The 22881-nt window shown below is 73.0% G+C and carries 14 protein-coding genes; 7 read left to right on the forward strand and 7 right to left on the reverse strand.

The window, feature by feature from the left end:
- Positions 1-41: 41 nt before the first annotated feature.
- Positions 42-845, reverse strand: a complete 804-nt coding sequence (locus R2B67_RS22810) for an ABC transporter ATP-binding protein (RefSeq protein ID WP_317820653.1) — start codon at positions 843-845, stop codon at positions 42-44.
- Positions 838-1743 (reverse strand): ABC transporter permease, encoded by a 906-nt coding sequence (locus R2B67_RS22815; RefSeq protein WP_317824938.1) that lies wholly within the window; start codon positions 1741-1743, stop codon positions 838-840. The genes R2B67_RS22810 and R2B67_RS22815 overlap by 8 nt, the downstream gene beginning before the upstream one ends.
- Positions 1744-1930: 187 nt before the next feature.
- Between R2B67_RS22815 and R2B67_RS22820 the strand changes: the two genes are divergently transcribed.
- Positions 1931-2542, forward strand: a complete 612-nt coding sequence (locus R2B67_RS22820) for a TetR/AcrR family transcriptional regulator (RefSeq protein ID WP_018512297.1) — start codon at positions 1931-1933, stop codon at positions 2540-2542.
- Positions 2543-2588: 46 nt separating this feature from the next.
- On the opposite strand, the gene R2B67_RS22825 is transcribed toward R2B67_RS22820, so the two are convergent.
- Positions 2589-3821, reverse strand: coding sequence for a hypothetical protein (locus R2B67_RS22825; protein WP_317820655.1), 1233 nt, complete (start codon positions 3819-3821; stop codon positions 2589-2591).
- Between the two features lie 92 nt (positions 3822-3913).
- Positions 3914-7381 carry a bifunctional glycosyltransferase/CDP-glycerol:glycerophosphate glycerophosphotransferase gene (locus R2B67_RS22830; protein WP_317820656.1) on the reverse strand — a complete coding sequence of 1156 codons (3468 nt, stop codon included), beginning with the start codon at positions 7379-7381 and terminating at the stop codon, positions 3914-3916.
- A gap of 122 nt (positions 7382-7503) precedes the next feature.
- On the opposite strand from R2B67_RS22830, the gene R2B67_RS22835 reads away from it, so the two are divergent.
- The 6 genes from R2B67_RS22835 to R2B67_RS22860 all read left to right on the forward strand — a co-directional run bounded on the left by R2B67_RS22835 (position 7504) and on the right by R2B67_RS22860 (position 18098).
- Positions 7504-8691 carry a CDP-glycerol glycerophosphotransferase family protein gene (locus R2B67_RS22835; RefSeq protein WP_317824939.1) on the forward strand — a complete coding sequence of 396 codons (1188 nt, stop codon included), beginning with the start codon at positions 7504-7506 and terminating at the stop codon, positions 8689-8691.
- Positions 8692-8731: 40 nt separating this feature from the next.
- Positions 8732-9496: a methyltransferase domain-containing protein gene (locus tag R2B67_RS22840; protein ID WP_018512301.1), complete on the forward strand. Its 765-nt coding sequence runs from the start codon at positions 8732-8734 to the stop codon at positions 9494-9496.
- Between the two features lie 11 nt (positions 9497-9507).
- Positions 9508-10392 carry a TylF/MycF/NovP-related O-methyltransferase gene (locus R2B67_RS22845; protein ID WP_237326184.1) on the forward strand — a complete coding sequence of 295 codons (885 nt, stop codon included), beginning with the start codon at positions 9508-9510 and terminating at the stop codon, positions 10390-10392.
- A gap of 235 nt (positions 10393-10627) precedes the next feature.
- Positions 10628-14113: a bifunctional glycosyltransferase/CDP-glycerol:glycerophosphate glycerophosphotransferase gene (locus R2B67_RS22850; RefSeq protein ID WP_317820659.1), complete on the forward strand. Its 3486-nt coding sequence runs from the start codon at positions 10628-10630 to the stop codon at positions 14111-14113.
- Positions 14110-16959 carry a bifunctional glycosyltransferase/CDP-glycerol:glycerophosphate glycerophosphotransferase gene (locus R2B67_RS22855; protein WP_317820661.1) on the forward strand — a complete coding sequence of 950 codons (2850 nt, stop codon included), beginning with the start codon at positions 14110-14112 and terminating at the stop codon, positions 16957-16959. The genes R2B67_RS22850 and R2B67_RS22855 overlap by 4 nt, the downstream gene beginning before the upstream one ends.
- A complete protein-coding gene (locus R2B67_RS22860) occupies positions 16956-18098 on the forward strand; it encodes a glycosyltransferase (protein ID WP_317820662.1) in 1143 nt (380 codons plus the stop codon). Before R2B67_RS22855 ends, R2B67_RS22860 begins: the two co-directional genes overlap by 4 nt.
- Before the next feature lie 59 nt (positions 18099-18157).
- On the opposite strand, the gene R2B67_RS22865 is transcribed toward R2B67_RS22860, so the two are convergent.
- The 3 genes from R2B67_RS22865 to R2B67_RS22875 form a co-directional block, all read right to left on the reverse strand.
- Positions 18158-20380, reverse strand: a complete 2223-nt coding sequence (locus R2B67_RS22865; RefSeq protein WP_317820663.1) for a bifunctional glycosyltransferase/CDP-glycerol:glycerophosphate glycerophosphotransferase — start codon at positions 20378-20380, stop codon at positions 18158-18160.
- Between the two features lie 218 nt (positions 20381-20598).
- Positions 20599-21498: a carbohydrate ABC transporter permease gene (locus R2B67_RS22870; protein ID WP_317820664.1), complete on the reverse strand. Its 900-nt coding sequence runs from the start codon at positions 21496-21498 to the stop codon at positions 20599-20601.
- A complete protein-coding gene (locus tag R2B67_RS22875) occupies positions 21495-22880 on the reverse strand; it encodes a carbohydrate ABC transporter permease (RefSeq protein WP_317820665.1) in 1386 nt (461 codons plus the stop codon). Before R2B67_RS22875 ends, R2B67_RS22870 begins: the two co-directional genes overlap by 4 nt.
- Between the last annotated feature and the right edge of the window lies 1 nt (position 22881).

The following is a 22881-nucleotide window of genomic DNA, read 5'->3' on the forward strand; positions in this document are numbered from 1 at the left end:
CCTGTTGAGGGCGCCGGCCCCCTCGGCGTGGGGGTCCGTCCTCAAACGCCGGACGGGCTGGATTTGGTGAACTTCTCGTATTCCGCCACCACTTCCTTCGCCGGGCCGTCCATTCTCAGCGTGCCCGCCTCCAGCCACAGTGCCCGGTCGCACGTCTCGGTGATGGACTTGTTGCTGTGGCTGACCAGGAAGACCGTGCCCGCCTCGGCGCGGAGTTCCTGGATGCGGTCCTTGCTGCGGCGCTGGAACTTCGCGTCGCCCGTGGAGAGCGCCTCGTCGATCAGCAGGACGTCGTGGCTCTTGGCGGCCGCGATGGAGAAGCGGAGCCGGGCGCCCATGCCGGAGGAGTACGTGCGCATCGGCAGCGTGATGAAGTCGCCCTTCTCGTTGATGCCGGAGAAGGCGACGATGTCGTCGTAGCGTTCGCGGATCTGCGCGCGCGTCATGCCCATCGCGAGTCCGCCCAGCACCACGTTGCGCTCGCCGGTGAGGTCGCTCATCAGGGCCGCGTTCACCCCGAGCAGCGACGGCTGGCCCTGGGTGTGGACCTTGCCGTGGGACGGCGGGAGCAGGCCCGCGATCGCCTTGAGCAGGGTCGACTTGCCGGAGCCGTTGGAGCCGATCAGGCCGATCGCCTCGCCCTTGTACGCGGCGAAGCTGACGCCTTTCACGGCGTGCACCTGGCGTGCGCCGGGGGTGCGGCGGCGCGAGGTGATCCGGCTGAGCGCCGAGGTCGCGCTGCCCTTGCCCGTACGGGCGCCGTTGACGGTGTACGTGATGTGGACGTCGTCCACCACGACGGTCGGTACCCGGTGGTCCCCGGAGGGATCGGTGATGTCAGCCACGTCCGTACGTCTCCTCGGCCTTCCAGAAGTACACGAATCCCGCCACCCCGCACAGCAGCGCCCAGCCGGCCGCCGCCGCCCACACGTGCGGCGGCAGCTGCGCCGCGCTGTAGCTGTCGATGAGCGCGAACCGCATGAGGTTGATGAAGATCGCCGCCGGGTTGTACTCCAGCGCCACGATCACCGCGTGCGGCACCCGCTCGCCCTGGAGCAGGTGGTCCAGGCTCCACATCACGCCGGAGGAGTACATCCAGGTCCGCAGCACGAACGGCATCAGCTGCGCGATGTCCGGCGTCTTCGCCGTCAGCCGGGCCACGGCCATCGACACGCCGGTGTTGAACACCGCCTGGAGGGCGAGCGCCGGGATCGCCAGCAGCCAGGACGGGCGCGGGAACTGGCCGAACACCAGCAGGATCAGGGTCAGCGCCCCCAGCGAGAACAGCAGCTGCTGCAACTGCTGGAGCGCGAGTGCCACCGGCAGCGAGGCGCGGGGGAAGTGCAGGGCCCGCACCAGCCCGATGTTGCCGCTGATGGCGCGTGTCCCCGCGGTGATCGAACTGCTGGTGAAGGTCCAGATGAAGACCCCGGTGACCAGGAACGGAACGAAGTCCTCCACCCCGCGCTTGGTGTCCAGCAGGACGCCGAAGATGAAGTAGTAGACCGCCGCGTTCAGCAGCGGCGTCGCGATCTGCCAGATCTGGCCGAGCTTCGCCTGGCTGTACTGGGCCGTCAGCTTGGCCGTCGCGAACGCGGCGATGAAATGCCGCCGCCCCCAGAGCTGCCGGATGTAGGCGGGCAGCGAGGGCCGGGCGCCGCTGACCGTCAGACCGTGCCGGGCGGCGAGGGCGGCCAGCTCGCCGGCGGCGTATGTGGGGGCGCTCGGCGCGGGTGTGCTCACCGGGGGCGGCGGGGCTGCTGTCTGGCTCACCACGAACGGTCACTTTCGGTGAAGGGGAGAGGAGGGGGCGATACGGTCCCGTGGGGACGCCCTCGTTGGGACGGGACCGTACCGTCGTAACGCCGAGAGTAGGACGCTTGTACGTCGTAACGCAACCGTTCCGTCGTCGCCGACTATCATTCGGGCCATGACCACCGAACGGGGAACCCGCCGCCGCGCCCCCGCAGGCGCCGCCGTCCTGCGCGAGGACGTCACCGACGCCATCCGCGCGGCCGTCTTCGAAGAACTGGCCGCGGTGGGGTTCGCCCGGATGTCCATCGAGGGCATCGCGCGGCGTGCCGGGGTCGGCAAGACCGCTGTCTACCGCCGCTGGAAGTCCAAGCTCGCCCTCGTCCTCGACCTGGTCGCGGCCGTCGCCTCGCAGGGGATGCCCGCACCGGCCACCGGTTCGCTGTACGGGGATGTGCGCGCCGTCCTCGAACTCGCCGCCTACGCCCTGCGCCACCCGGTCGCCTCGCAGGTCATCCCCGACCTGCTGGTGGAGGCCGCCCGCAACCCGGAGATCTCCGAGGCGATCAAGGCCGCCCTCCTCGACCAGCAGCAGGGCGTCGCCGCCGTGGTGGTGCGGGAGGCGGTGGCCCGGGGGGAGCTGCCGGAGGGGAGCGATCCGGACCGGGCCCTCGACCTGATCGTGGGGCCGCTGTACTGGCGCCTCGTCGTGGTCCGCAGCGAGCTGCCCAAGGGCTACCTGGACGACCTGGCCGCATCGGCGGTCGCCGCGCTGCGCAACGGCGCCTGAGGCGGCCTGAAGCGGCCCCAGGGGTCACCGCTCCGGCCCGCGGACCTCACCGCTCCGGTACGCGCGCCAGGACCTCGCCCGTACGCGGGCTGTACGCCAGCACCGACGCGTCCCCCGGCAGCTTCTGGAACCGGGTCAGCAGCACCCACCGCACCCCGTACCGCCCGGCGATCCGGTCCCGCTCCTCCTGGGGCGTCGCCGCGTCCAGATACGTGGCCACCGCCCTGCTCCGCGCCCGCCGCTCCGCCGCCGGAAGCCCCACGTCCGGCACCTGGTCCGCGAGCAGGAACGCCCCGTGCCCGGCCAGGGCGTACATCGCCGGGGCGCTGTCCGTCAGCACCACCTCCCCGGGCGGGACGTGCGCGGTCGCCCAGGTGTACGGCTCCCCGGTCACCGGCTTCCCGCCGGTCTCCGGGCGGTCCGAGGCCGCGGTGGACGCGGGGGGCTGCGCGGCCGTGAGCCCGTTGTAGTACGGCCACACCGCCGCCACGCCCACCGCGCACAGCCCGGCCACCGCCCACCGCCGCAACGTCGGTCTGATCCGGGTCCGCTGCTTCACCGCGACCAGCGCGACCACGCCCAGCGCCGCACCCACCGCCGTCGGGCGATGGACCAGCAGGACGAGCCCGAGCAGGACGCCGATCCCCGCCGCCTCCACCCACCGGGGCGCCCGGCCCGGCGGCCGCCCGGAGCCGGGGCGGGGGAGCCGGGTGACCGCGTGACCGGTCCACGCCCACAGATGGAGGGTGACCGCGACGGCGAACGTGCCCGGCGCGCTCCACCGCCCCGGATCCGCCCAGTGGATCAGGCCCAGCGGGACCAGCGCGAGGACCGGCACCCAGCGGTTCGGGGTCAGCTGCCGGGCCAGCCGGCCGATCCCGGTCAGCAGCAGCGCCAGGTTCACGGCTGCGGACAGCGCGAGCACGGTCTGCCCGGAGAGCCCGCTGGCCCGCGCGGTCAGGCCTTGGACGAGGGCGTACGGGGAGTAGTGCGCGCTGGCCACGGCGGGCAGGTCCGTCATCGGGAACGCCGGGTGCAGCAGACTGCTCCGCAGCCGTTCGACGACGGCCGCGTTGAGCCCGGCCTCGCAGCACATCGGCACCCGCCAGGCCGCCGCCGACAGCACCGCCCACAGCAGGCCGCCCAGCAGGACGTAGGGCGAGGGCAGCCACCGGGGCGCTACGGCAAGTCCGTCGTCCTCGGCCGCCGTGGGGGGAGGGGCGGAGGTGGCGGAGGTGGGGGTCTCGGGCGAGGCGGGGGTGGGAGAGGAGAGGGACACACGTCATGGGTTCCGTGCGCGGGGCCGTCCCTCCCGGCTGCCACTCTTCCGGGGGACGGGGCGGGCTTCTTCCGCAGGCAGCGCGCGAAGCCCTACGCGCGGTCCGCGAGCAGCCGGTCCGCCACCCGTCCCGCCGCCCCGCCGTCGTCCAGGTCGCAGTAGTCGCGGCGGAAGCTCTCGTACGCGTCGGCGTGCCGAGCCGCCACCGCTCCGAGGCCGTGCAACGCCTGCGCCACCTCGTCCGTCGTGACCAGCAGCGGACCGGGCGCCCGGGTCTCGAAGTCCAGGCAGAAGCCGCGCACGGTGTCGCGGTAGTGCTCCAGGTCGTACGTGTGGAAGAGCATCGGGCGGCCCGTCAGTGCGAAGTCGAACATCAGCCCCGCGTAGTCCGTGACCAGCACGTCGGCGATGAGGAGCAGTCCGGCCGCGCTGGGGTGGCCCGAGACGTCGAGGACGCCGGGCCCGTTCCGGACCCCGCCCGTGACCCGGGGGTGCCGGCGCACCAGCACCGTGTGGCCGGGGCCCAGCGAGCGGGCCAGCGCGTGCGGGTCGAGCGCCGGATCCCAGCGGTACGGGCCGGGCGACGTGCGGTCGGGGGCGTCGCGGGACGCGGACGGGGGATGGGCCAGGTGGTCGCGGTAGGTCGGCGCGTACAGGACGACGCGGTGGTCCTCCGGTACGCCGAGCGTGCGCCGGATCTCCTCGGCGGCCTTCTCCCGGTCGGGCGCGCACAGCACGTCGTTGGCCGGCGATCCGGCCTCCAGCACCTCGCCCCCGTACGCCAGTGACCTGCGCAGCAAGGGGGTGGCGAAGCGGCTCGGGGAGACCAGTACCGACCATTGGGCCGACCGGTGCGCCAAGGTGGCGAGATGCTGGTGGTCGGCGTAGAGGGTCTCGGCCAGGCCGGTGCCGAAGCGGCCGAGCGGGGTGCCGTGCCAGGTCTGGACGACCACCTGCCCGGGGCGCCGCTCGAACCACGCGGGCAGCTGCTCGTCCGTGACGATCCGGCGGGAGCGGGCCAGCGCCTCGTACCAGGCGGCGCTGTGCACGGGGACGGCCCGCGCGCCGGGCGGTACGGGGGTCGTACGGCCGGGAGTCCCACCCGTGACCCACAGGTGCTCGGTCTCCGTGCCCCGGCGCACGAGCTCGGCGTGCACGGCGCGCGGGGAGTCGCCGCCCGAGCCGCCCGCGTAGAGGACGGTGTCCAGGAGCGGGAGGTGCGCGGTGGTGCGCCGTGCGGGGTGGTGCGCGTCGCGCAGGAGCCGTCTGCTGTACGCGCTCCGCTCGGCGGCCGGGAGCGCCGGAGCCGCCAGGACGGTCAGCCGGTCGCCGTTGCGCCGCTCCAGGGCGAGGGCGGAGTCGCCGCAGGGGAGGTGTCCGGCGAGGGAGGTGAGGACGCGCACGGGGTGACCGTCCAGGTGGAGGGCCCAGCGGCCTTGGGGGAGGGGCGGGGCGATCCGGGCGGAGAAGCGGCCGGTGGGGAGGCCCTCGACGGTGACCTCGGTGACCGGGACCGTCTCGTCCAGGGTCTCGTGACGGAGAAGAAGACGTGCGTCGGCGCAGGCCCCCGGGGCGTACGTCCCCGCGATCCGCAGCGACCCGTCCGCCGACCGCTCCACCCGGTCCACCACCGGCAGCCCTCCCAGGTCCACGACCAGGTTCCCCGCCGCGTCCGCACACGCGGGCGGCGGCAGGTCCGGGGCGGCGGGCAGCGGGGCGCGGGTCCCGTCGGCGAGCAGCAGCCGGGCCCGCCAGCGCGCGCCGGCCCCCGCCTCGACCTCACGGGGGGCCCGGTGCGGGGCGGGCGGCACTGCGGCGAGGCCGTCGAGAGACACGCGTACCGTGAACGCCGTCCCACGATCCCCGCCGCACCCCCACTCCACCGGGAGGGAACGCTCCTCCCCGTCGCGCGTCAGAAGGAGAGCGGTCGGCTCCGTGCCCCCGATCCACCGCCCCCTCAGCTCCAGCGGCCCCCCTTCCGCACCGCCGCTCCCCTCCACCACCGCACCCAGCCGCTCCACCCGCACCCGCAGCCGCCCGCCCCGGTGGTCGAGCACCGCCCGCCGGCCGTCGCCCAGGTCGTGCACGAGCGGCTGGTCCGCGCCCGCGTCCAGAGCGCGCACCGCCACCCGCCGGACCGCCCCGCGCGCCACGACGACCAGCCCGACCAGCCAGCCACCGCCGCCCCCACCCCCGGCCCCCGTCACGGGCAGCCGGTCCGGGTCGAGGACCATCTCGAAGCCGGCGTGGTCGTAACCGTGCAGCTCCTGACCGGAGTTCACCGTCGCCTCGGGCCCACTCACGGACCGCACCGGAACCGCCCGCATCCGACGCCCCGCCTCCGCCCGGAGCACCCCCACCTTCAGCTGCCGTCGCGCCGACCCGGCGGGAAAGTTGCGCAGATAGGCGTACCCGCGCAGCCGGAGCTTCCCGTCCGTGCCCCACCGCGCCTCCACGAGCCGTGCGACCGCCGGTACGTCGGTGCGCGCGAGCCGGGCGCTCACGCCGCGCACACCGGGGTACACCGCCCGCCGCCGCCCCGGCAGCCCCTCCACCGCGAACGTGCCCGCGCCATTGGCCCGTTCGAAGGCGAGGACGGTCAGCAGCTCCTCCAGCCGCCGCTCCCGCACCAGCCGCCACTTGATGCGCAGCTCCGCCGGCAGCCCTACCAGCACCCCGTCCCCCGCCCGGTCGACGAACGCCCCGGCACCCTCCAGGAACGCCGTCCGGTACGCGTCGCCGCCCATCGGCAGGCCGTCCAGGAAGTACCCGAAGTCGTCGCGCAGACAGGACGCGTCGTACGCCCGCCGCCGCTCCGCGCCCCCGTGCCCGCCCTCGCCCAGGAACGCGCTGACCTGCTCGCACGCGGCGATCCGGTCCCGTACGCCGGTGACGTCCGTACGCCGCCGGGTGATCGACCCCTCCCGCACCCGCCAGTAGTAGACGTGCTCGTGCAGGACGTCGACCGTGCCCGCGAGATAGTGCGCGGGGATCATCACCGGGGTGTCCTCGTACAGCTTCCCCTCCGGGAACGTGAAGGCGTGCCCGTCCCAGAAGGAGCGCCGGAACACCTTGTTCCACGCCACCCGGTCGGCGAGCAGGCGCGGGTCCCGGATGATGTGGGTGCGGGAGCGCGAGGCGGTCAGCCAGCGGTACTGCCACGCCTGCTGCCGCCCCTGCCCGGTCAGCCGCCACACGTTGCCGGTCACCAGATCGGAGCCGGTCGACTCCAGCGAGGCCACCATCCGCTCGTACGCGTCGTGGACGACGAAGTCGTCGCTGTCCGCGAACGCCAGGTAGGGCACGGTCGGGGTGGTGTGCCGGACGCCGGTGTTGCGGGCCGCGCTCAGCCCGGCGTTCTCCTGCCGCACCAGCCGGAACCGGCGGTCCCGGGCGGCGAACGCGGCGGCGATCCGCCCGCTGCCGTCCGTGGAGCCGTCGTCGACCATCACCACCTCGATGGCGTCGAGACTCTGGTCCGCCACCGAGCGCAGGCAGTCCTCCAGGTAGTCCTCGACGTTGTGGACGGGGATGACGACGCTGAGGAGCGGTGGCTTCATGTCCTGGTCAACAGAGGCCGGGTCCCGGGGTCACCACCGCTGACCCGAACGGGTGAACGCGGGCCGTCCGTTCCCCGCTGCCGGGATTACGCTCGGCTGCCATGCCCCGCCGTGCCCCCGCCATGCCCACCCGAGCTTCCGTGAAGCGGTACGTCCGCAGGCAGGCCATGCGGGCCGCCTACCGCACCGACCTCCATCGTCCGCTCGACCCGGACCTCGCCGTCTACGGCGCGTACTGGAATCGGGGCGCCGCCTGCAACCCGGCCGCCATCCACGCCAAGGCCCGTGAACTCGCCCCGCACATCAGGGGCGTGTGGGCCGTCTCCTCCCGGCACCGCGACCGGATGCCCCCGGGTGTGCCGTACGTCATCGAGGGCTCGCGCCCCTACTGGCGGGCGATGGCCACCGCCACGTACCTGGTCAACAACTCCAGCTTCCCCGGCGGTTTCACCAAACGCCCCGGTCAGCGCTACCTCCAGACCCACCACGGCACCCCGCTCAAGACGATGGGCCTCGACCAGCGGGCCTACCCCGAACTGGCCCGGAAGGCGGACTTCGCCAAGATCCTTGCCCACGTGGGCCAGTGGGACTTCAGCCTCTCCGCCAACCCGCACAGCACCGAGGTCTGGGACCGCGTCTACCCGGGCTCGTACCAGCGGCTCGACCTCGGCTACCCCCGTAACGACGTCTACTTCACCGCCACCGCCGAGGACATCGCGAAGATCCGCGCCGAACTCGGCATCCACACCGACCAGACGGCGATCCTCTACGCCCCGACCCACCGCGACTACCGCGAGGGCTTCGCCCCCGACCTCGACCCCGAGCACCTGACCCGCGAACTGGGCCCGGATTACGTGGTGTTGGTGCGCGCCCACTACTTCTACGGCCGGTCCGCAGGACTTGGGAGCGCGCCGACCGGACGCGTCCTGGACGTCACCGCACACCCCCGGGTCGAAGAACTCTGCCTGGCCGCCGACGCGTTGATCACCGACTACTCGTCCCTGACCTTCGACTACGCCTGCCTGGACCGCCCGATCGTCGTCCACGCCCCCGACTGGGACGCCTACCGGACCACGCGCGGCACCTACTTCGACCTGCTCTCCGGCCGGCCCGGCGACACCCCGGGCGCCGTCACCGCCACCTCGGACGAACTGGTCGAGGTGTTCCGTACGGGGGAGTGGCGCTCGCCCGCGTCGGCCGCGCTGCGCACCGCGTTCCGGGAGCGGTTCTGCCTGTACGACGACGGGCACGCGGCGGAACGGGTCGTACGGCGGTTCTTCGCCGTCCCCTTTGCCCCGTCCAGTCGTTGATTCCGACAGCTCACGCACACCGCCAGGTTGGGAGACGTCCATGCACCGGTCCGCCTACGAGCAGATGGAACTCTGCATCCAGGAGTACCTGCCCGTCGAAGGGCCCGCCTCCGGCAAGGGCACGTACCGGGTCGTCGACCTCGGGTCGCGCATCTCCGGCAAGCAGACCCGCACCCACCGGGCGCTGCTCGCCGGGCACTCCATCGACTACTTCGGGGTCGACGTCCAGGACGGGCCCAATGTGGACGCCGTCATGAAGAAGCCGTACCGCATCCCCGCCCGCTCCAACAGCGCCGATGTCGTGCTCTCCGGGCAGGCGTTCGAGCACATCCCGTTCTTCTGGGCCTCCATGCTGGAGATCGCCCGGGTCCTGAAGCCCGGCGGCCACGCCTTCATCACCGCGCCCTCGCGCGGCCATGTCCACGATGCCCAGGACTGCTGGCGCTACTACCCCGACGGGTTCCGCGCGCTGGCCGCTCACTCCCGGCTCGAACTCCGCGAGGCCTACACCGACTTCCCGCCGCGGAAGGGCATCTGGCACGACTACCGGGCCATCGACAAGAAGGCCGCCTACTGGGGCGACTCGGTCGGTGTCTTCCGCAAGCCGCAGCGGTATCCGCGGCTGACGATGTTCGCCGTAAGGGAGTTGGCGGTCTGGTGGGCCAACCGGGTCGGCGGTGTCGACGCCGTCCCGCTGCCCGCGCCGCTGGACGGCCGCGAGCAGTGCGGACGCCCGAAAACCGTCCCCGTACAGGCAGCCTCACTCTCACTCGAACAGGAATCGGCCCGATCAATGACAGGTTGACGAAAGGTGACATGCGCCATAAAGCGCGCGTACTGTCCCGGTCCATGGCTTGGCGCAACGCCGTCAACGGCGTCCTTCAGCAGCTCACCGGATACCAGCTCAGGCGCGTGACGGTGCCCGCCGCCCGCACGGCCCCGGCCCAGTCCCTGGCGGCCTCGACCCCGGCCCCCGCCCCCGTGGCGGCGCCGGCCCCGAAGCCGGCCGCGAAGAAGTCCGCCCTCACCTTCCCGGCGGACTACGACGACGAGGCCAGGGACATCATCCGGGCGGTCAAGCCGTACTCGATGACCTCGCCGGAGCGGCTCAACGCCTTCATCCTCGCCACCCGGTACATCGCCCGGCACAACATCCCGGGTGACATCGTCGAGTGCGGCGTCTGGCGCGGCGGTTCCATGCAGGCCTGCGCCAGGACCCTGCTCTCCGTCGGGGAGGACGAGCGCGAGCTGTATCTCTTCGACACGTACGAGGGCATGACCCCGCCCACCGCCGAGGACCTGCGGCGCGACGGGCGCCCGGCCCAGGAGTTGCTGGACGCCCAGGGCAAGGACCGGCCGATCTGGGCGGTCGCCTCGCTGGAGGACGTACAGGCCGGGTTCGAGAACGTGCCGTACCCGAAGGAGCGCGTCCACTACGTGCAGGGACGGGTCGAGGACACGGTCCCCGCCCAGGCGCCCGAGCAGATCGCGATCCTGCGGCTCGACACCGACTGGTACGCCTCCACCAAGCACGAGTTGGAGCACCTGTACTCCCGGCTGGTCAGCGGCGGGGTGCTGCTGATCGACGACTACGGGTACTGGCAGGGGTCGCGGCAGGCCGTCGACGAGTTCCTCGACAAGACCGGTGAGCGGCTGCTGCTGCTCCGCATGGACGAGGGCCGGATCGCCGTCAAGCCCTGATCCGCCGGACCTGATCCGCCGGATCTGACCCGAACCGAGCCCCGTGCCCTTGCCCGGCACGGGGCTCGACCGCGTCGCGGGCGCGCCCCCGGACGCGCGAACCCGCCCTCCCCGTCACCCGAATGGCTTCCCTCGGGTGACCGGTCCCCGCGGCGCGGGTTGTACACCGTGGCCCCCTCATACCGCTTGATGGCCGTCCCCCGATGTCGTCCGCCCGGAAGGATCGTGCGCTGCGATGGCACCCCGTCTCACCGTCGTCGTCCCCCTCTACAACGTCGAGGAGTACCTCGGTGCCTGCTTGACCTCGCTCGCCGAACAGACCATGGCTGACCTGGAGGTCGTCCTCGTCGACGACGGCTCCACGGACAACGGGCCTGCCCTGGCACAGGAGTTCGTGGACCGCGACCCGCGCTTCCGGCTGATCCGACAGGAGAACGCCGGGCTCGGCGCGGCCCGTAACGCCGGGGTCCGCGCGGCCGACCCGAGGGCTGAGTTCCTCACGTTCGTCGACAGCGACGACGTCGTGCCCCCCGGCGCGTATGCACGGATGCTCGCCGAACTCGACAGCTCCGGCTCCGACTTCGCGACCGGCAACGTGCTGCGGCTGCGGGCGAACGGGGCGCTCGAACAGTCCCCGATGTTCCGCAAGCCGATGGAGAAGGCCCGCCCCGCCACCCACGTCACCCGGGACTGGATCCTGCTGGGCGACCGCATCGCCTGCAACAAGGTGTTCCGCCGCACCTTCTGGGACGAGCACGCCTTCGCCTTCCCGACGGGCGTGCTGTACGAGGACATCGCCGTCGTCCTGCCCGCCCACTTCCTGGCCCGCTCGGTCGACGTCGTCGAGGAGCCCGTCTACCACTGGCGCGACCGCGACGGCTCCATCACCACCCGGCGGGCCGTCCCGAAGGGCATCCGCGACCGGGTCACCGCCGTCACCACCGTCAGCCGCTTCCTCGCGGGCCGGGAGGGTATGGCCGAGGCCAAACGGCGCTACGACGCGCACGCGCTCTCCGGCGACCTGTGGCTGTTCATCGAGGCGCTGCCGGACGGCGACGAGGAGTTCCACACGGCCTTCCTCGATCACGCGGGAGCCTTCGCGGCCACCGTCGAGCCCGCCGTTCTCGCCGGTCTGCCGCTGGACCTGCGGGTCAAGTGGCAGCTCATCCGGGAGCGCCGGTCCGCCGAACTCCTCGCGCTGCTCGCGGAGGAGAAGACGGACCGGGACGCCTTCCACGTACGCGGACTCCTCCGCCCCCGCGCCCACCTCCCCGCCCTCCGGGATCCGCTGCCACCCGCCACCACCGTGCTCGCCCCCGCCGACCTCCCGGTCCACGCCCACCTCACCGAGGCCGTGTGGCGGGACGGGATGCTGCGGCTGACCGGGTACGCGTACGTGCGCAACGTCCCCGGCGGGCCGCCGCCCCGGCTCGGCTGGCTGCGGGCAGGGAAGCGGCTGATCCCGCTGCGGCTGCGCCCCACCGGAGGCTCCCGGGGCTCCGGCGGCTCCGGCGGGGACGAGGCCACCGCCCGGTCCGGGCGCTCCCTGCACCGGTACGAGCGCGCGGGGTTCGAGGCCGTCGTGGACCCGCGCACGATCGCCGCCCGGGGCAAGGGGATTCGTACGACCTGGAAGCTGGAGGCCGCCCTCTTCGGCGCCGGCCGCCTCCGCCGGGGCCCGATGCGGCTCACCGGCACCCCCGCCCCGCCCGCCCCCCTGTACACCGACGAGCGGACCAGGGTCGTCCCCGTCCTCTCCGGCAACAAGCTGGAGCTGCGCACCGAACGCGTCGCCGCCGTCCTCACCGGACAGTCGGCCGTCGACGACGACACCCTGCGCCTCGAAGTGAAGGTCCTCGAAGACGACGGGCCCGTCGCCCTGCGGCTGACCGAGTGGCGCACCAAGGAGACCCAGGAGTTCGCCCTGCGCGGCTCGCTGGGGTCCCGCGCCGCTGACATCCCGCTGAGCGCGTTCCGGGGTCAGGACGAGATCTGGGGCGCACAACTGGTCGGTGGCAAGGAGCGTTTGACTGTCGCCGCCCGGACCGACACCGAGGCCGGCCGCTACCCGCTCCCCGGCATCCCCGGCGGCCGTGAGGTGTACGTGGCTCCCAACCCGTCCGGCGACCTCGTCCTCACCGACCGGGCCGTGCAGCCCGTCGTCACCTCCGTGCAGTGGGCCGATAGCGGGGAGCTGGTCCTCGAAGGCGCCTTCCCGGAGCCGTCCGGCACCATCGGTGAGCTGGTGCTGCGGCACAGCGGGCACCACGAAGAGGGGACGGCCGACGTGGAGTTGGCGGGGGGCGGCCGCTTCCGGGCCGTCGTCCGCCCGGCCGCCGTCGACGGGCCGGGTGGTCCCCTGCCGCTCGCCGAGGGGCGCTGGTACCTCTTCCTCCGCGAGCCCGGCGAGCGCGACCCCGAAGCGTACCGGCCGGTGCGCCTGGCCCCACCGCTGCACGCCACGTTCCCCCTCCAACAGGCATCCGGCGGAAGGCCCTTCACCCTTCAGCGGCGCTACCACGACCGGCTCGTCCTGGAGTCGGGCAGCGCCCTGCCGGTCACCGAGCAGGGCCCGTACGGGCAGCGGATCCAGCGCGAGCGGTACGCCGCACTCCGCACCGGCGACCGGGACCAGCTGCGTCAGGCCGTCCTCTACTCCAGCTTCGACGGCCGACAGTTCTCCGACTCGCCCCGCGCGATCCACCGTGAACTGGTCTCCCGCGAACCGGACATCGAGCACCTCTGGGTCGTCCGCGACCAGCAGGCGGCCGTGCCCGAGGGGGTCCGCGCCATCGCCCTGCACAGCGCCGAGTGGTACGAGGCGCTCGCCCGGAGCCGCTGGCTCGTCACCAACACCCACCTGCCGCAGTGGTTCGAGCGGGCCGAGGGGCAGTGCGTCGTCCAGACCTGGCACGGCACCCCGCTCAAGCGCATCGGCCGCGACCTCGCGGGCACCCCGCACGCGGACGCCGCCTACATGGCCTCCATGGAGCGCCGGTCCGCCCAGTGGAGCGTGCTCGTCTCCCCGAACAGCTTCTCCACCCCCGTCCTGCGCCGCGCCTTCGGCTACTCGGGCGAGGTGCTGGAGTCCGGTTACCCGCGCAACGACCTGCTGTACGCGCCCGACCGGGCGAAGGTCGCCGCCGCCGTACGGGAGCGGCTCGCGATCCCCGAGGGGCGGCGGGTCGTCCTGTACGCCCCCACCTGGCGCGAGGACCGGCCCCGGCAGGGCGGTCGGTACGACCCCGGCCACCAACTCGACCTGGAACAGGCCCGCGAGGCGCTGGGTGACGACCACGTCCTCCTGGTGCGCCGCCACTACCTCGTCGGCGGCAGCGTCCCTGACACCGACGTCGTACGGGACGTCTCGCGCCACCCGGACGTCGCCGAACTCCTCCTGATCAGCGACGTGTTGGTCACCGACTACTCCTCGATCATGTTCGACTTCGCGCAGACCGGCCGCCCGATGCTCTTCCACACCCACGACCTGGCCCACTACCGGGACACCCTGCGCGGCTTCTGCTTCGACTTCGAGCACCGGGCCCCCGGGCCCCTGATCCCCGACTCAGAGGGCATCGTGGCCGCCCTGCGCGACCCGGAGGCCGCCGTCGCCGGGCACCGGGAGGCGTACGAGCGGTGCCGGGAGGCGTTCTGCGATCTCGACGACGGGAGCGCGGCCGTGAAGGTCGTCGACCGGATGCTCAAGGAGGTGCGGGCATGACCGACTTCAGCTGTGTGATCACCGCTGGCGGGGAGAACGGCGGCAGCGAGGGCCCCGACGCCCTGCGCGCCTCCGTCGCGTCCGTCCTCGGCCAGTCGCTGCGCGGCTCCGAGGCTGTCGTCGTCCTCGCCGCCCGCGCCGACGGGCCCACCCGCACCGCCGCCCGCGCCCTGGCCGACAGCTCCCCCGACCGGGTCCGCCTGATCCACCCCGACCCGGCGGCCCGCACCACCGGCGCCCTGCGTAACGCGGGCCTGGACGCGGCGACCGGGCGGTACGTCCTGGTGCTCACCCCCGGCGAGCGCCTCCACCGCCACGCCTGCCGCAACCTCTGGCAGGCGGGCGAGCGCAGCCGGGCCGACCTGGTCGCCGGGAGGTGGAGCCGGACCACGGAGGAGGGCGGCAAGGAGCAGGAGCCGCCGTGGCAGGGCGAGCTGTACGCCCGCTCCCGTACCGTCGCCGGGTTCGCCGACGCACCCCAACTCGTCGTCCGGGACGCCCTGGTGACCGGGTTCTGCCTGCGCCGGGAGGCCGCCCGGCGCCACGGGCTGCGGTACGAGGAGGACCTGGCGCACGGCGAGATCCTCTTCGGCCCCCTCGCCGCCGCGGCCGTCGGCCGGATCGCCCTGGTGCGGCGGCTGATCGTGACCGGCCGTGCCGTACCCGACCGGGCCCGCGACCTCGCCGCCCTGGTGGAGGCCCACCGCCGGGTCGCCGCCACCCTGGACGCCCACGGGCTGCCCGCTCTGCGCGAGGAGCGGGAGCGGGCCTTCGTACGGGATCATCTGGTGCCGCTGGCCCGCTCCTTCCCCCGGCTCCCCGCCGCCCGCCGTACGCGGGCCGCCGCCACGGCCGCCCGCGTCCTGACCGCCCCCGTACCGCACGAGCTGCCGCCGCTGGAGCGGGTCGCGGCCACCCTGCTGGCCCGGGGCGACGCGGAGGGTGTCCTGACGGCGGCGTACGCGCTGAGCCGGCCCGCCACCGTCTGCGCCCCGGTCGCCGCGGGCGAGGGCGGGCGGGTGGAGTGGGACGAGCACTGTCCCGTCGACGTCACCGAACTCGGCCATCAGTACCGGCAGTTCGGTGGGGCCCGGCTGATGAACCGGCTCACCCGCTGCACCGCAGAGGAGGGCCGGCTGCTGCTGGAGGGCCGCCTCGTGCTGCCCTCGCACCTGACACCCGACGCCCCCTTCACCGCCACCCTGGAGTTCCGGGCCCGGGGTGGGGCGCGCGCCGTCGCGTTCCCGGTGGACGACGTACGCCACGACGGGAACGGGGTCACATGGGGGGCGCGCGCCGACGTCTCACGCCTCCTGCGCCCGGTCGGCGTCCGCGACACCGCCTGGGACGCGCGGCTGATCGTGGAGGCGGGAGGAGTGCGGTCCGTCAGCGATCTCTTCGGCCCGCAGGACCTCGTGGAAGGGGCGGGCCGGTTCGCCGCCCGGCCCCGGCTCGGGCAGCTCGCCGGGGACACCTGGGAGCCCTACATCACCCTCAAGGACCACCTGGCCCTCCGCCTCACCGCCCGCCGCCGCCCCGCCCGGACCACCCGCCGCCTGGTGCGGTACGCCACCCACTTCCGCCCCGCCCGCAAGGCGAAGCTCCTCGCCCGCGCCCTGCGCAAGCGGCTGGACCGCTACCGCTCCCGGGGTTTCAAGGCGACCACGTACAACAGCTGGCTCATCCGCCTCCCCGTATGCCGGGGCTCCGTCGTCTTCGAGAGCCACATGGGCCGCTGCTACGGCGACAGCCCGCGCGCCCTCCACGAGGAGATCCGCCGCCAAGGGCTGAAGCTCCGCGCGACATGGTCCTACGACACCTCCCCGGCCGGCTTCCCGGACGACGCCCGCCTCGTACGCCGCTGGTCCTGGCGCTACCTCTGGGCGCTGGCCCGCGCCGAGTACTGGGTCGACAACCAGGGCTTCCCCCAGCACCTCCGTAAGCCCGCCCGCACCACCTACCTCCAGACCTGGCACGGCTCCGCGTACAAGAGGATGGGCTTCGACGAGACCCGCGTACGGCTTCAGAACGCCCCCCAGCGCGAACGCCTCCAGCAGGCCGTCCACCGCTTCGACCACTTCCTCGTCCGCTCCGAGCACGACGTGGCCACCCTCGCCCGCGCCTACCGCCTCCCCGAGGACCGGCTGCTGCGCACCGGCTACCCGCGCAACGACGCCCTGATCGCGGAGCGCACCCGCACCGAGACCGAGGGACGGCTGCCGCGCCCGCCACTGGCCGGGGCGCTCGGGATCGACGACCACAAGAAGGTGGTCCTCTACGCGCCGACGTTCCGGGGCGGCCCGGCGGCGGGCGGGAGACAGGCCAGGCGTCGACTGCTGCTGGACGTAAGGGAGTTCGCCGAGCGCTTCGGGGACTCGTACACCCTCCTCGTCCGGGCGCACTACCTGGAGGCCGCCCGGCTCCCGCTCTGCCCGCCCGGCACGGTGATCGACGTCTCGCGCCACCACGACGTCAGCGAGCTCCTCGCCCTGGCCGACGTCCTGGTCACCGACTACTCCTCGATCATGTTCGACTTCGCGCTGCTGGACCGGCCCGTCCTCCTGTACGCCCCCGACCTCGACACGTACGCCGCCGAGCGCGGCAGCTACTTCGACCTGCGGGAGAAGGCGCCGGGCCCGGTGACCGCGACCCAGGAAGAACTCTTCGGGCAGCTGGCCGAGTTGAAGAAGTCCGATATCCGTCATGCGTCCCACCGGGCCGCGTTCGCCGCGGAGTTCGGGGCCTACGACCGGGGAGACGCGGCTCGCCAGGTCGTCGCCGCGGTGTTCTCGCCGCAGGGTGCCTCCCGTACCACCGACCACCACGACCGGGGGGCCGGCCGATGAGCCGCGACATCTTCATCGTCTCCAACAGCACCGACGAACTCGGCGGTGTCACCGCCTGGACGCACCAGACCGCCCGCCTCTTCACCGAGCAGGGCCACCGTGTCCACGTCATCGGTATCCACGCCTCCGACCGGAAGATGGCCCTGCCCGCCGAGCCCGGTCACGCCGTCACCGCCCTCTACCCGGCCCACCCGCCGACCCCATGGACGCCCCGGGGCGTCCGGGACCGCTTCCGCATCCCCACCCGGCGCCGGGAGGCGGCCCGGGTGGCGGAGAAGCGGCGGGCGGTCGCGCGGCTCTCGGAGCTCTTCGCCGCCGCCCGGCCCGGCGCGGTCGTCGTCGTCACCCAGGTCTGGGCGATGGAGTGGGTCGGCGAGGCCGACACCACCGGGCTGCGGGTCATCGGGATGAGCCACGAGTCCTACGACTACTCCCGCGCGAGCCACCGCTACCGCTGGATCAAGAACCACTACCGGGACATCGACCACTGGCTCGTCCTCACCGAGGAGGACGCCGACCGGTGGGCGGGCGACGGCTTCGACAACGTCGGCTTCCTCCCCAACGCCCTCGCCCGCCTGCCCCACGTCCCCTCCCCGCGCACCGCCCGGACCGTGGCCGCCATCGGCCGCCTCACCGACCAGAAGGGCATCGACCTCCTCCTCGACACCTGGGCCCTGGTCGCCCCGCAGCGCCCCGACTGGCGGCTGCGCCTGTACGGGACGGGCGAGGACGAGGCCGCGCTGAAGGCGCAGTGCACCGGGCTCGGGCTGGACGGGTCCGTGGAGTGGATGGGCCGTACGGACGACGTGGAGGCGGCCCTCGCGGGCGCCTCCGTCTTCGTCCAGTCCTCCCGGGGCGAGGGCTTCCCGCTGGCGCTCCTGGAGGCGATGGCCAGCGGGGTGCCGTGCGCCGCCTTCGACTGCGCGCCCGGGGTCCGCGAGATCGTCCGGGACGGCGAGGACGGGCTCCTCGCCCCCGCCGGGGACACCGCCGCCCTCGCCGACCGGCTGCTCCGGCTGACCGGCAACCCCCGGCTGCGCGACGCGTTGGGGGCCCGGGCACGGTCGGGCGCCCAGCGGTTCTCGGAGCCGGAGGTGGGGCGGCGCTGGGAGGAGCTGTTCGCGTTCCTGGAGCGGTGAGCTCCGTGTTCCTGGAGCGGTGAGCTCCGTGTTCCTGGAGCGGTGAGCGGGGCCCCGGCTCAGCCCTGGCCCACCCGCGTCTCCGCCGTGTTCTGCTGCGCCGGGAGAACCGCCCGCCGGGCCGAGGGCGGGACGGGCAGCGGCAGCCCGTCCGTCTCGCCGAGGAAGACCCGCCGCACCACACGCTCGGCCGCGTTCCCGTCGTCGTACGGACAGAACCGGGCCCGGAACGCCGCCCGCAGCTGGGCCGAGCGCGAGCCACGCCAGTGGTCGGTGGCGAAGATGTCGAACATCTCGTCCTGACTGCGCGCGACGACGCCGGGCGGGAACGACGTGATGTCGAAGTAGGTTCCCCGGGCCGCCTCGTACGCCTCGATGTCGTCCAGATGCAGGACCACCGGGCGGTCCAGGTTGACGTAGTCGAACATCAGCGACGCGTAGTCCGTGATCAGCGCGTCCGAGGCGAGCGCCAGCGTCTCCGGGGAGGGGTGGCCGGTGACGTCGATGATCCGGGGATGCGTCACCGTACGCGTACCGCTGCTGCCGGGCGCGCGATCGAGGATCACGAACTGCGGGCCCAGCACCCGGATGAGCTGCTCCAGATCCAGGGCGGGCCGCTGCACGCGGCGGTAGTCGCGGGGGGCCGGCGCGTACAGGAGGGCCGTGGCGCCCGCCGGGATGGCGAGCGTCTCGCGCAGCCGGGCCACCTCGGCGGGCCCGGCGCGGTGGTAGACGTCGTTGCGCGGGGAGCCGTACTCCAGCGTCGTGTACCCGGACGGGTAGGCCCGCTCCCGTACGAGGGTGGAGTGCGGGTTGGCGGAGAGGGCGAAGTCCCAGCGGTCGACGTCGCGCAGCAGCTGCTCGAAGTCGGTGTCCCGGGCGGCGGCGGGCCGGTCCAGGAGATCGGTGCCGACGGTCCTGAGCGGGGTGCCGCGGTGGGTCTGGAGGAGGACCTGGCCGCGCCGCTTCACCAGCCGGCGGTCAAAGGCGGCGTCGTTCACGAGGTACGTGGAGCGGGCGAGGGCGCTCCCGTACGCGAAGGTGCCGGGCGTGAGGGTGCGGGTGGCGGGCGGCACGGTGCGGGCGTGGCGGGGGTCGCAGATCCACGTGGTCCGCAGCCCCGGGACCAGGTCGCGCGCCTTCGCCTCGATCGCGGCCGGGCTGCCCGCGTACGCCCCGCTCCCGGAGACGGCGAAGACCGCGTCCCGGGGGCGCAGCGGCAGCCGGAGCTGGACGCGGTAGTGCGCCTGGAGCGCCGCGCCCCGCACCGCCCGGCGCAGGGCGGCCACGCCGCGCCGCAGCCCGTCGCCGATCCGCCGGGCCACCGCCAGGGCCCGGTAGGTGCGGCGCGCGCCGAAGCGCAGCAGGCCGTGGCGGAGCCGGGCGCGGCGGGGGGCCGGGGCGCCGGGGGTGCGGTAGCGGCGGCAGGAGGCGGTGGCCCGGCGGAAGAAGGCGGCGCGGCTGGGGCGGGGCAGCCGGTCGGGGGAGGCGTGGACGGCGCAGAAGTGGTCGAGCATCCGGCGGAACAGCACGGGCCGCCAGACGTCGAGTTCGGGGCGCGCGTCGAGGAAGGCGAAGACCCGGTCGTACTGGTCGAAGATGTCGAAGTGCTTCTCGCTGGTGGTGGAGAGGATGTTGCCGCGCCGCCGCTGCCGGTAGGAGACGCAGACCGCGTCCAGGACCGCGATCGACCCGGCGGACATCAGCACCGGGTAGGTCCAGGGGGTGTCCTCGTAGTAGCCGGGCGGGAAGGTGAACCCTTCGGCCTCGACGAAGGATCGGCGGTACGCCTTGTTCCAGACGACCATGAGGAGGTGGAGCAGTTCGGGGCGGTCGGCCAGCCGGAAGGAGGCGGGGCCGCGCTCGTCGAGCCGGTCCGCGAGGACGTTGCGTACGCTCCGGCCCGACCAGTACGTCCGGGCGTAGTCGTACATCAGGACGTCCGGGTCGCCGGTCGCCCCGATCCGGTCGGCGATGGCCTGGAGGGACTCCGGGAGGAGGGTGTCGTCGCCGTCCAGGAAGATCAGGTAGTCGCCGGTCGCCCGTTCCATACCCGCGTTGCGGGCCGGGCCGAGGCCGGCGTTGCGGGGGAGGTGGAGGGCGGTGACGCGGGGGTCGCGGCGGGCGTACTCGTCGGCGATCGGGCCGCAGGCGTCCGGGGAGCAGTCGTCGACCACGACGATCTCGAAGTCCTTGAAGGACTGGCTCAGCACGGAATCCAGACACGCGTGCAGATACGCCTGGACCCGGAATGCGGGCACGATGACAGTGAACCGGGGCACTACACATCCATGGGTCGTTCGCGGGAACCAGGTGGCCCGCAAACGTCGGATGGAATGACAGGGTTACGCCGGGCGTGGCATTCGGGGGAACTTCATGCCGAAGCGGCCCGGTTCCGGGGAACCTGGCCGCTTCGGGTTGACGTACAGCTGTACGTGTGGTCGCACGTGCCCTCGTACGTGAGGGCGTTGCTGCGTAGGTGAGGGCGTTGCTACGGGGGCTACTTGACCGCCCCCGCCATGACGCCCGAGACGAACTGCCGCTGGAAGGCGAAGAACACCACCAGCGGGATGATCATCGACACGAAGGCGCCGGGCGCCAGGACGTCGATGTTGTTGCCGAACTGGCGTACCTGCTGCTGGAGCGCCACGGTGATCGGCGGCGAGTCGGAGCCCGCGAAGATCAGCGCCACCAGCATGTCGTTCCACACCCACAGGAACTGGAAGATCCCGAGCGAGGCGATCGCCGGACCGCCCAGCGGCATCACGACCCGGGTGAAGAGACGGATCTCGCCCGCCCCGTCGAGCCGTGCGGCCTCCAGCAGTTCGCGCGGGATCTCCGCGAAGAAGTTCCGCAGCAGGAAGATCGCGAACGGCAGCCCGAAGGCCGTGTGGAAGAGGACCACCCCGAGCGTCGTCTCGAAGATCCCGATGGTGCCGAAGAGTTCGGAGACCGGGATCAGGGCGACCTGGACGGGCACCACGAGCAACCCGACGACCAGCAGGAACCACCAGTCGCGGCCGGGGAAGTCCATCCAGGCGAAGGCGTACCCGGCGAGCGAGCCGATCACCACCACCAGGACGGTGGACGGCACGGTGATCATGATGGTGGAGAGGAGGGATCCGGTGATCGTCGAATTGTCCAGCAGCCGCTGGTAGTTGTCGAAGGTCAGCTCGGAGGGGGCGGTGAAGATCTTCCACCAGCCGGTGGCCGCGATGTCCTCGGGGCCGCGGAGCGAGGAGAGGAACAGGCCGATCGTCGGCATGATCCAGAACAGGGCGACCAGGATCAGGAAGACCCGCATCACCCCGCCGCCGAGGCGCGCCGCGATCCGGGCGCCGAGGGACTGCTCGGCTTTGCGGGCCTCGAGTGTCGTGGTCTTACTCGTGGGCGTGCTCATCGCCGCGCCTCCTTCCGCATCCGCCGGATGTTGAACAGCATCACCGGCAGCACCAGCAACAGCAGAAGCACCGCGATGGCGCTGCCGATGCCCAGGTCGGCGTCCGTGCCGAACGAGGACCGGTACAGCTGGAGGGCCAGGACGTTGGCGTCGTCCTGGCTGGAGCCCGGCGCGATGATGAAGACCAGGTCGAAGACCTTCAGCACGTTGATCATCAGCGTCACCAGCACCACCGCCAGGACCGGGGCCAGCATCGGCACGGTGATCCGGCGGAACACCTGCCACTCGTTGGCGCCGTCCACCCGGGCCGCCTCCAGGAGCTCGCGCGGCAGACCGGCCAGACCGGCCGCGATCAGCACCATCGCGAACCCGGCCCACATCCACACGTAACTCCCGATGATCCCGGGGGTCACCAGGGACGGGCCGAGCCAGTCGACGCCGTTGTAGGGCTCGCGGAAGTTGTCGGCGGGCAGGCGGAGTTGGGCTCCTTCCGCCGACGCGGGCAGGGTGAAGACCCCGTCGGCCCCGGCGGTCGCGGTGGCGACGACCCTGCCGTCCTTGACCGCCTCGACCTTCAGGCCCTTCAGGCCCAGCTCCTCCGGGTCGACGACATTGGGCTTCCCGCCGCCGCCCCGGGTGAAGTCCAGCCAGGCCGTGCCGGTGATCCGGTCACCGTCCGCCGCCGGGGCCGCCTTCGCCGGGCGGGCGTCGCCGGGCATCTTCGCCGGAGCGACGCCGACCAGCGGCACCTGGACGGCTTCGCCGGCCCGTACCGGCTCCTTGGAGACGTACGACCCGCCCTCACCCTTCTCCAGCGGGTGCACGGGCAGCGGGCGCGCCTTGGGGAAGCCGGCCGACTCGTTGAACGTGTCGTGCACGCTCACCGCGACGGCGTTGGCCACCCCGCGCTCGGGCGCCTGGTCGTAGACGAGGCGGAAGATGATGCCCGCCGCCAGCATCGAGATCGCCATCGGCATGAAGACGATCAGCTTGAACGCCGTACCCCAGCGGATCCGTTCGGTCAGGACGGCGAAGATCAGGCCGAGCGCGGTGGCGACGGTCGGGGCGAACACCACCCAGATCGCGTTGTTCTTCACCGCGGTGAGGATCGTGTCGTCGGTGAACAGCGCCTTGTAGTTGTCGATCCCGGCGAAGCCCGTGCCCGCCTGGTCGAAGAACGACCGGTAGACCGAGTAGCCGATCGGATAGAGCACCAGGGCGCCGAGCAGCACCAGCGCGGGCAGCAGGAACGCCGCCGCGATGGCTTTACGGGTGCCGGTGACGCTCTTGCCCTTGGCCTTCGGTGACGGGCGCGGGTCCGGGGCTGCGGAGGGGGAGGCGGAGGGCGCCGGACCGGCGCCCTCCGCGTTCGTGGTGGCCACC

This window comes from Streptomyces cyaneofuscatus (assembly GCF_033109485.1).
In the GTDB taxonomy this organism is placed as follows: Bacteria; Actinomycetota; Actinomycetes; order Streptomycetales; family Streptomycetaceae; genus Streptomyces; species Streptomyces cyaneofuscatus.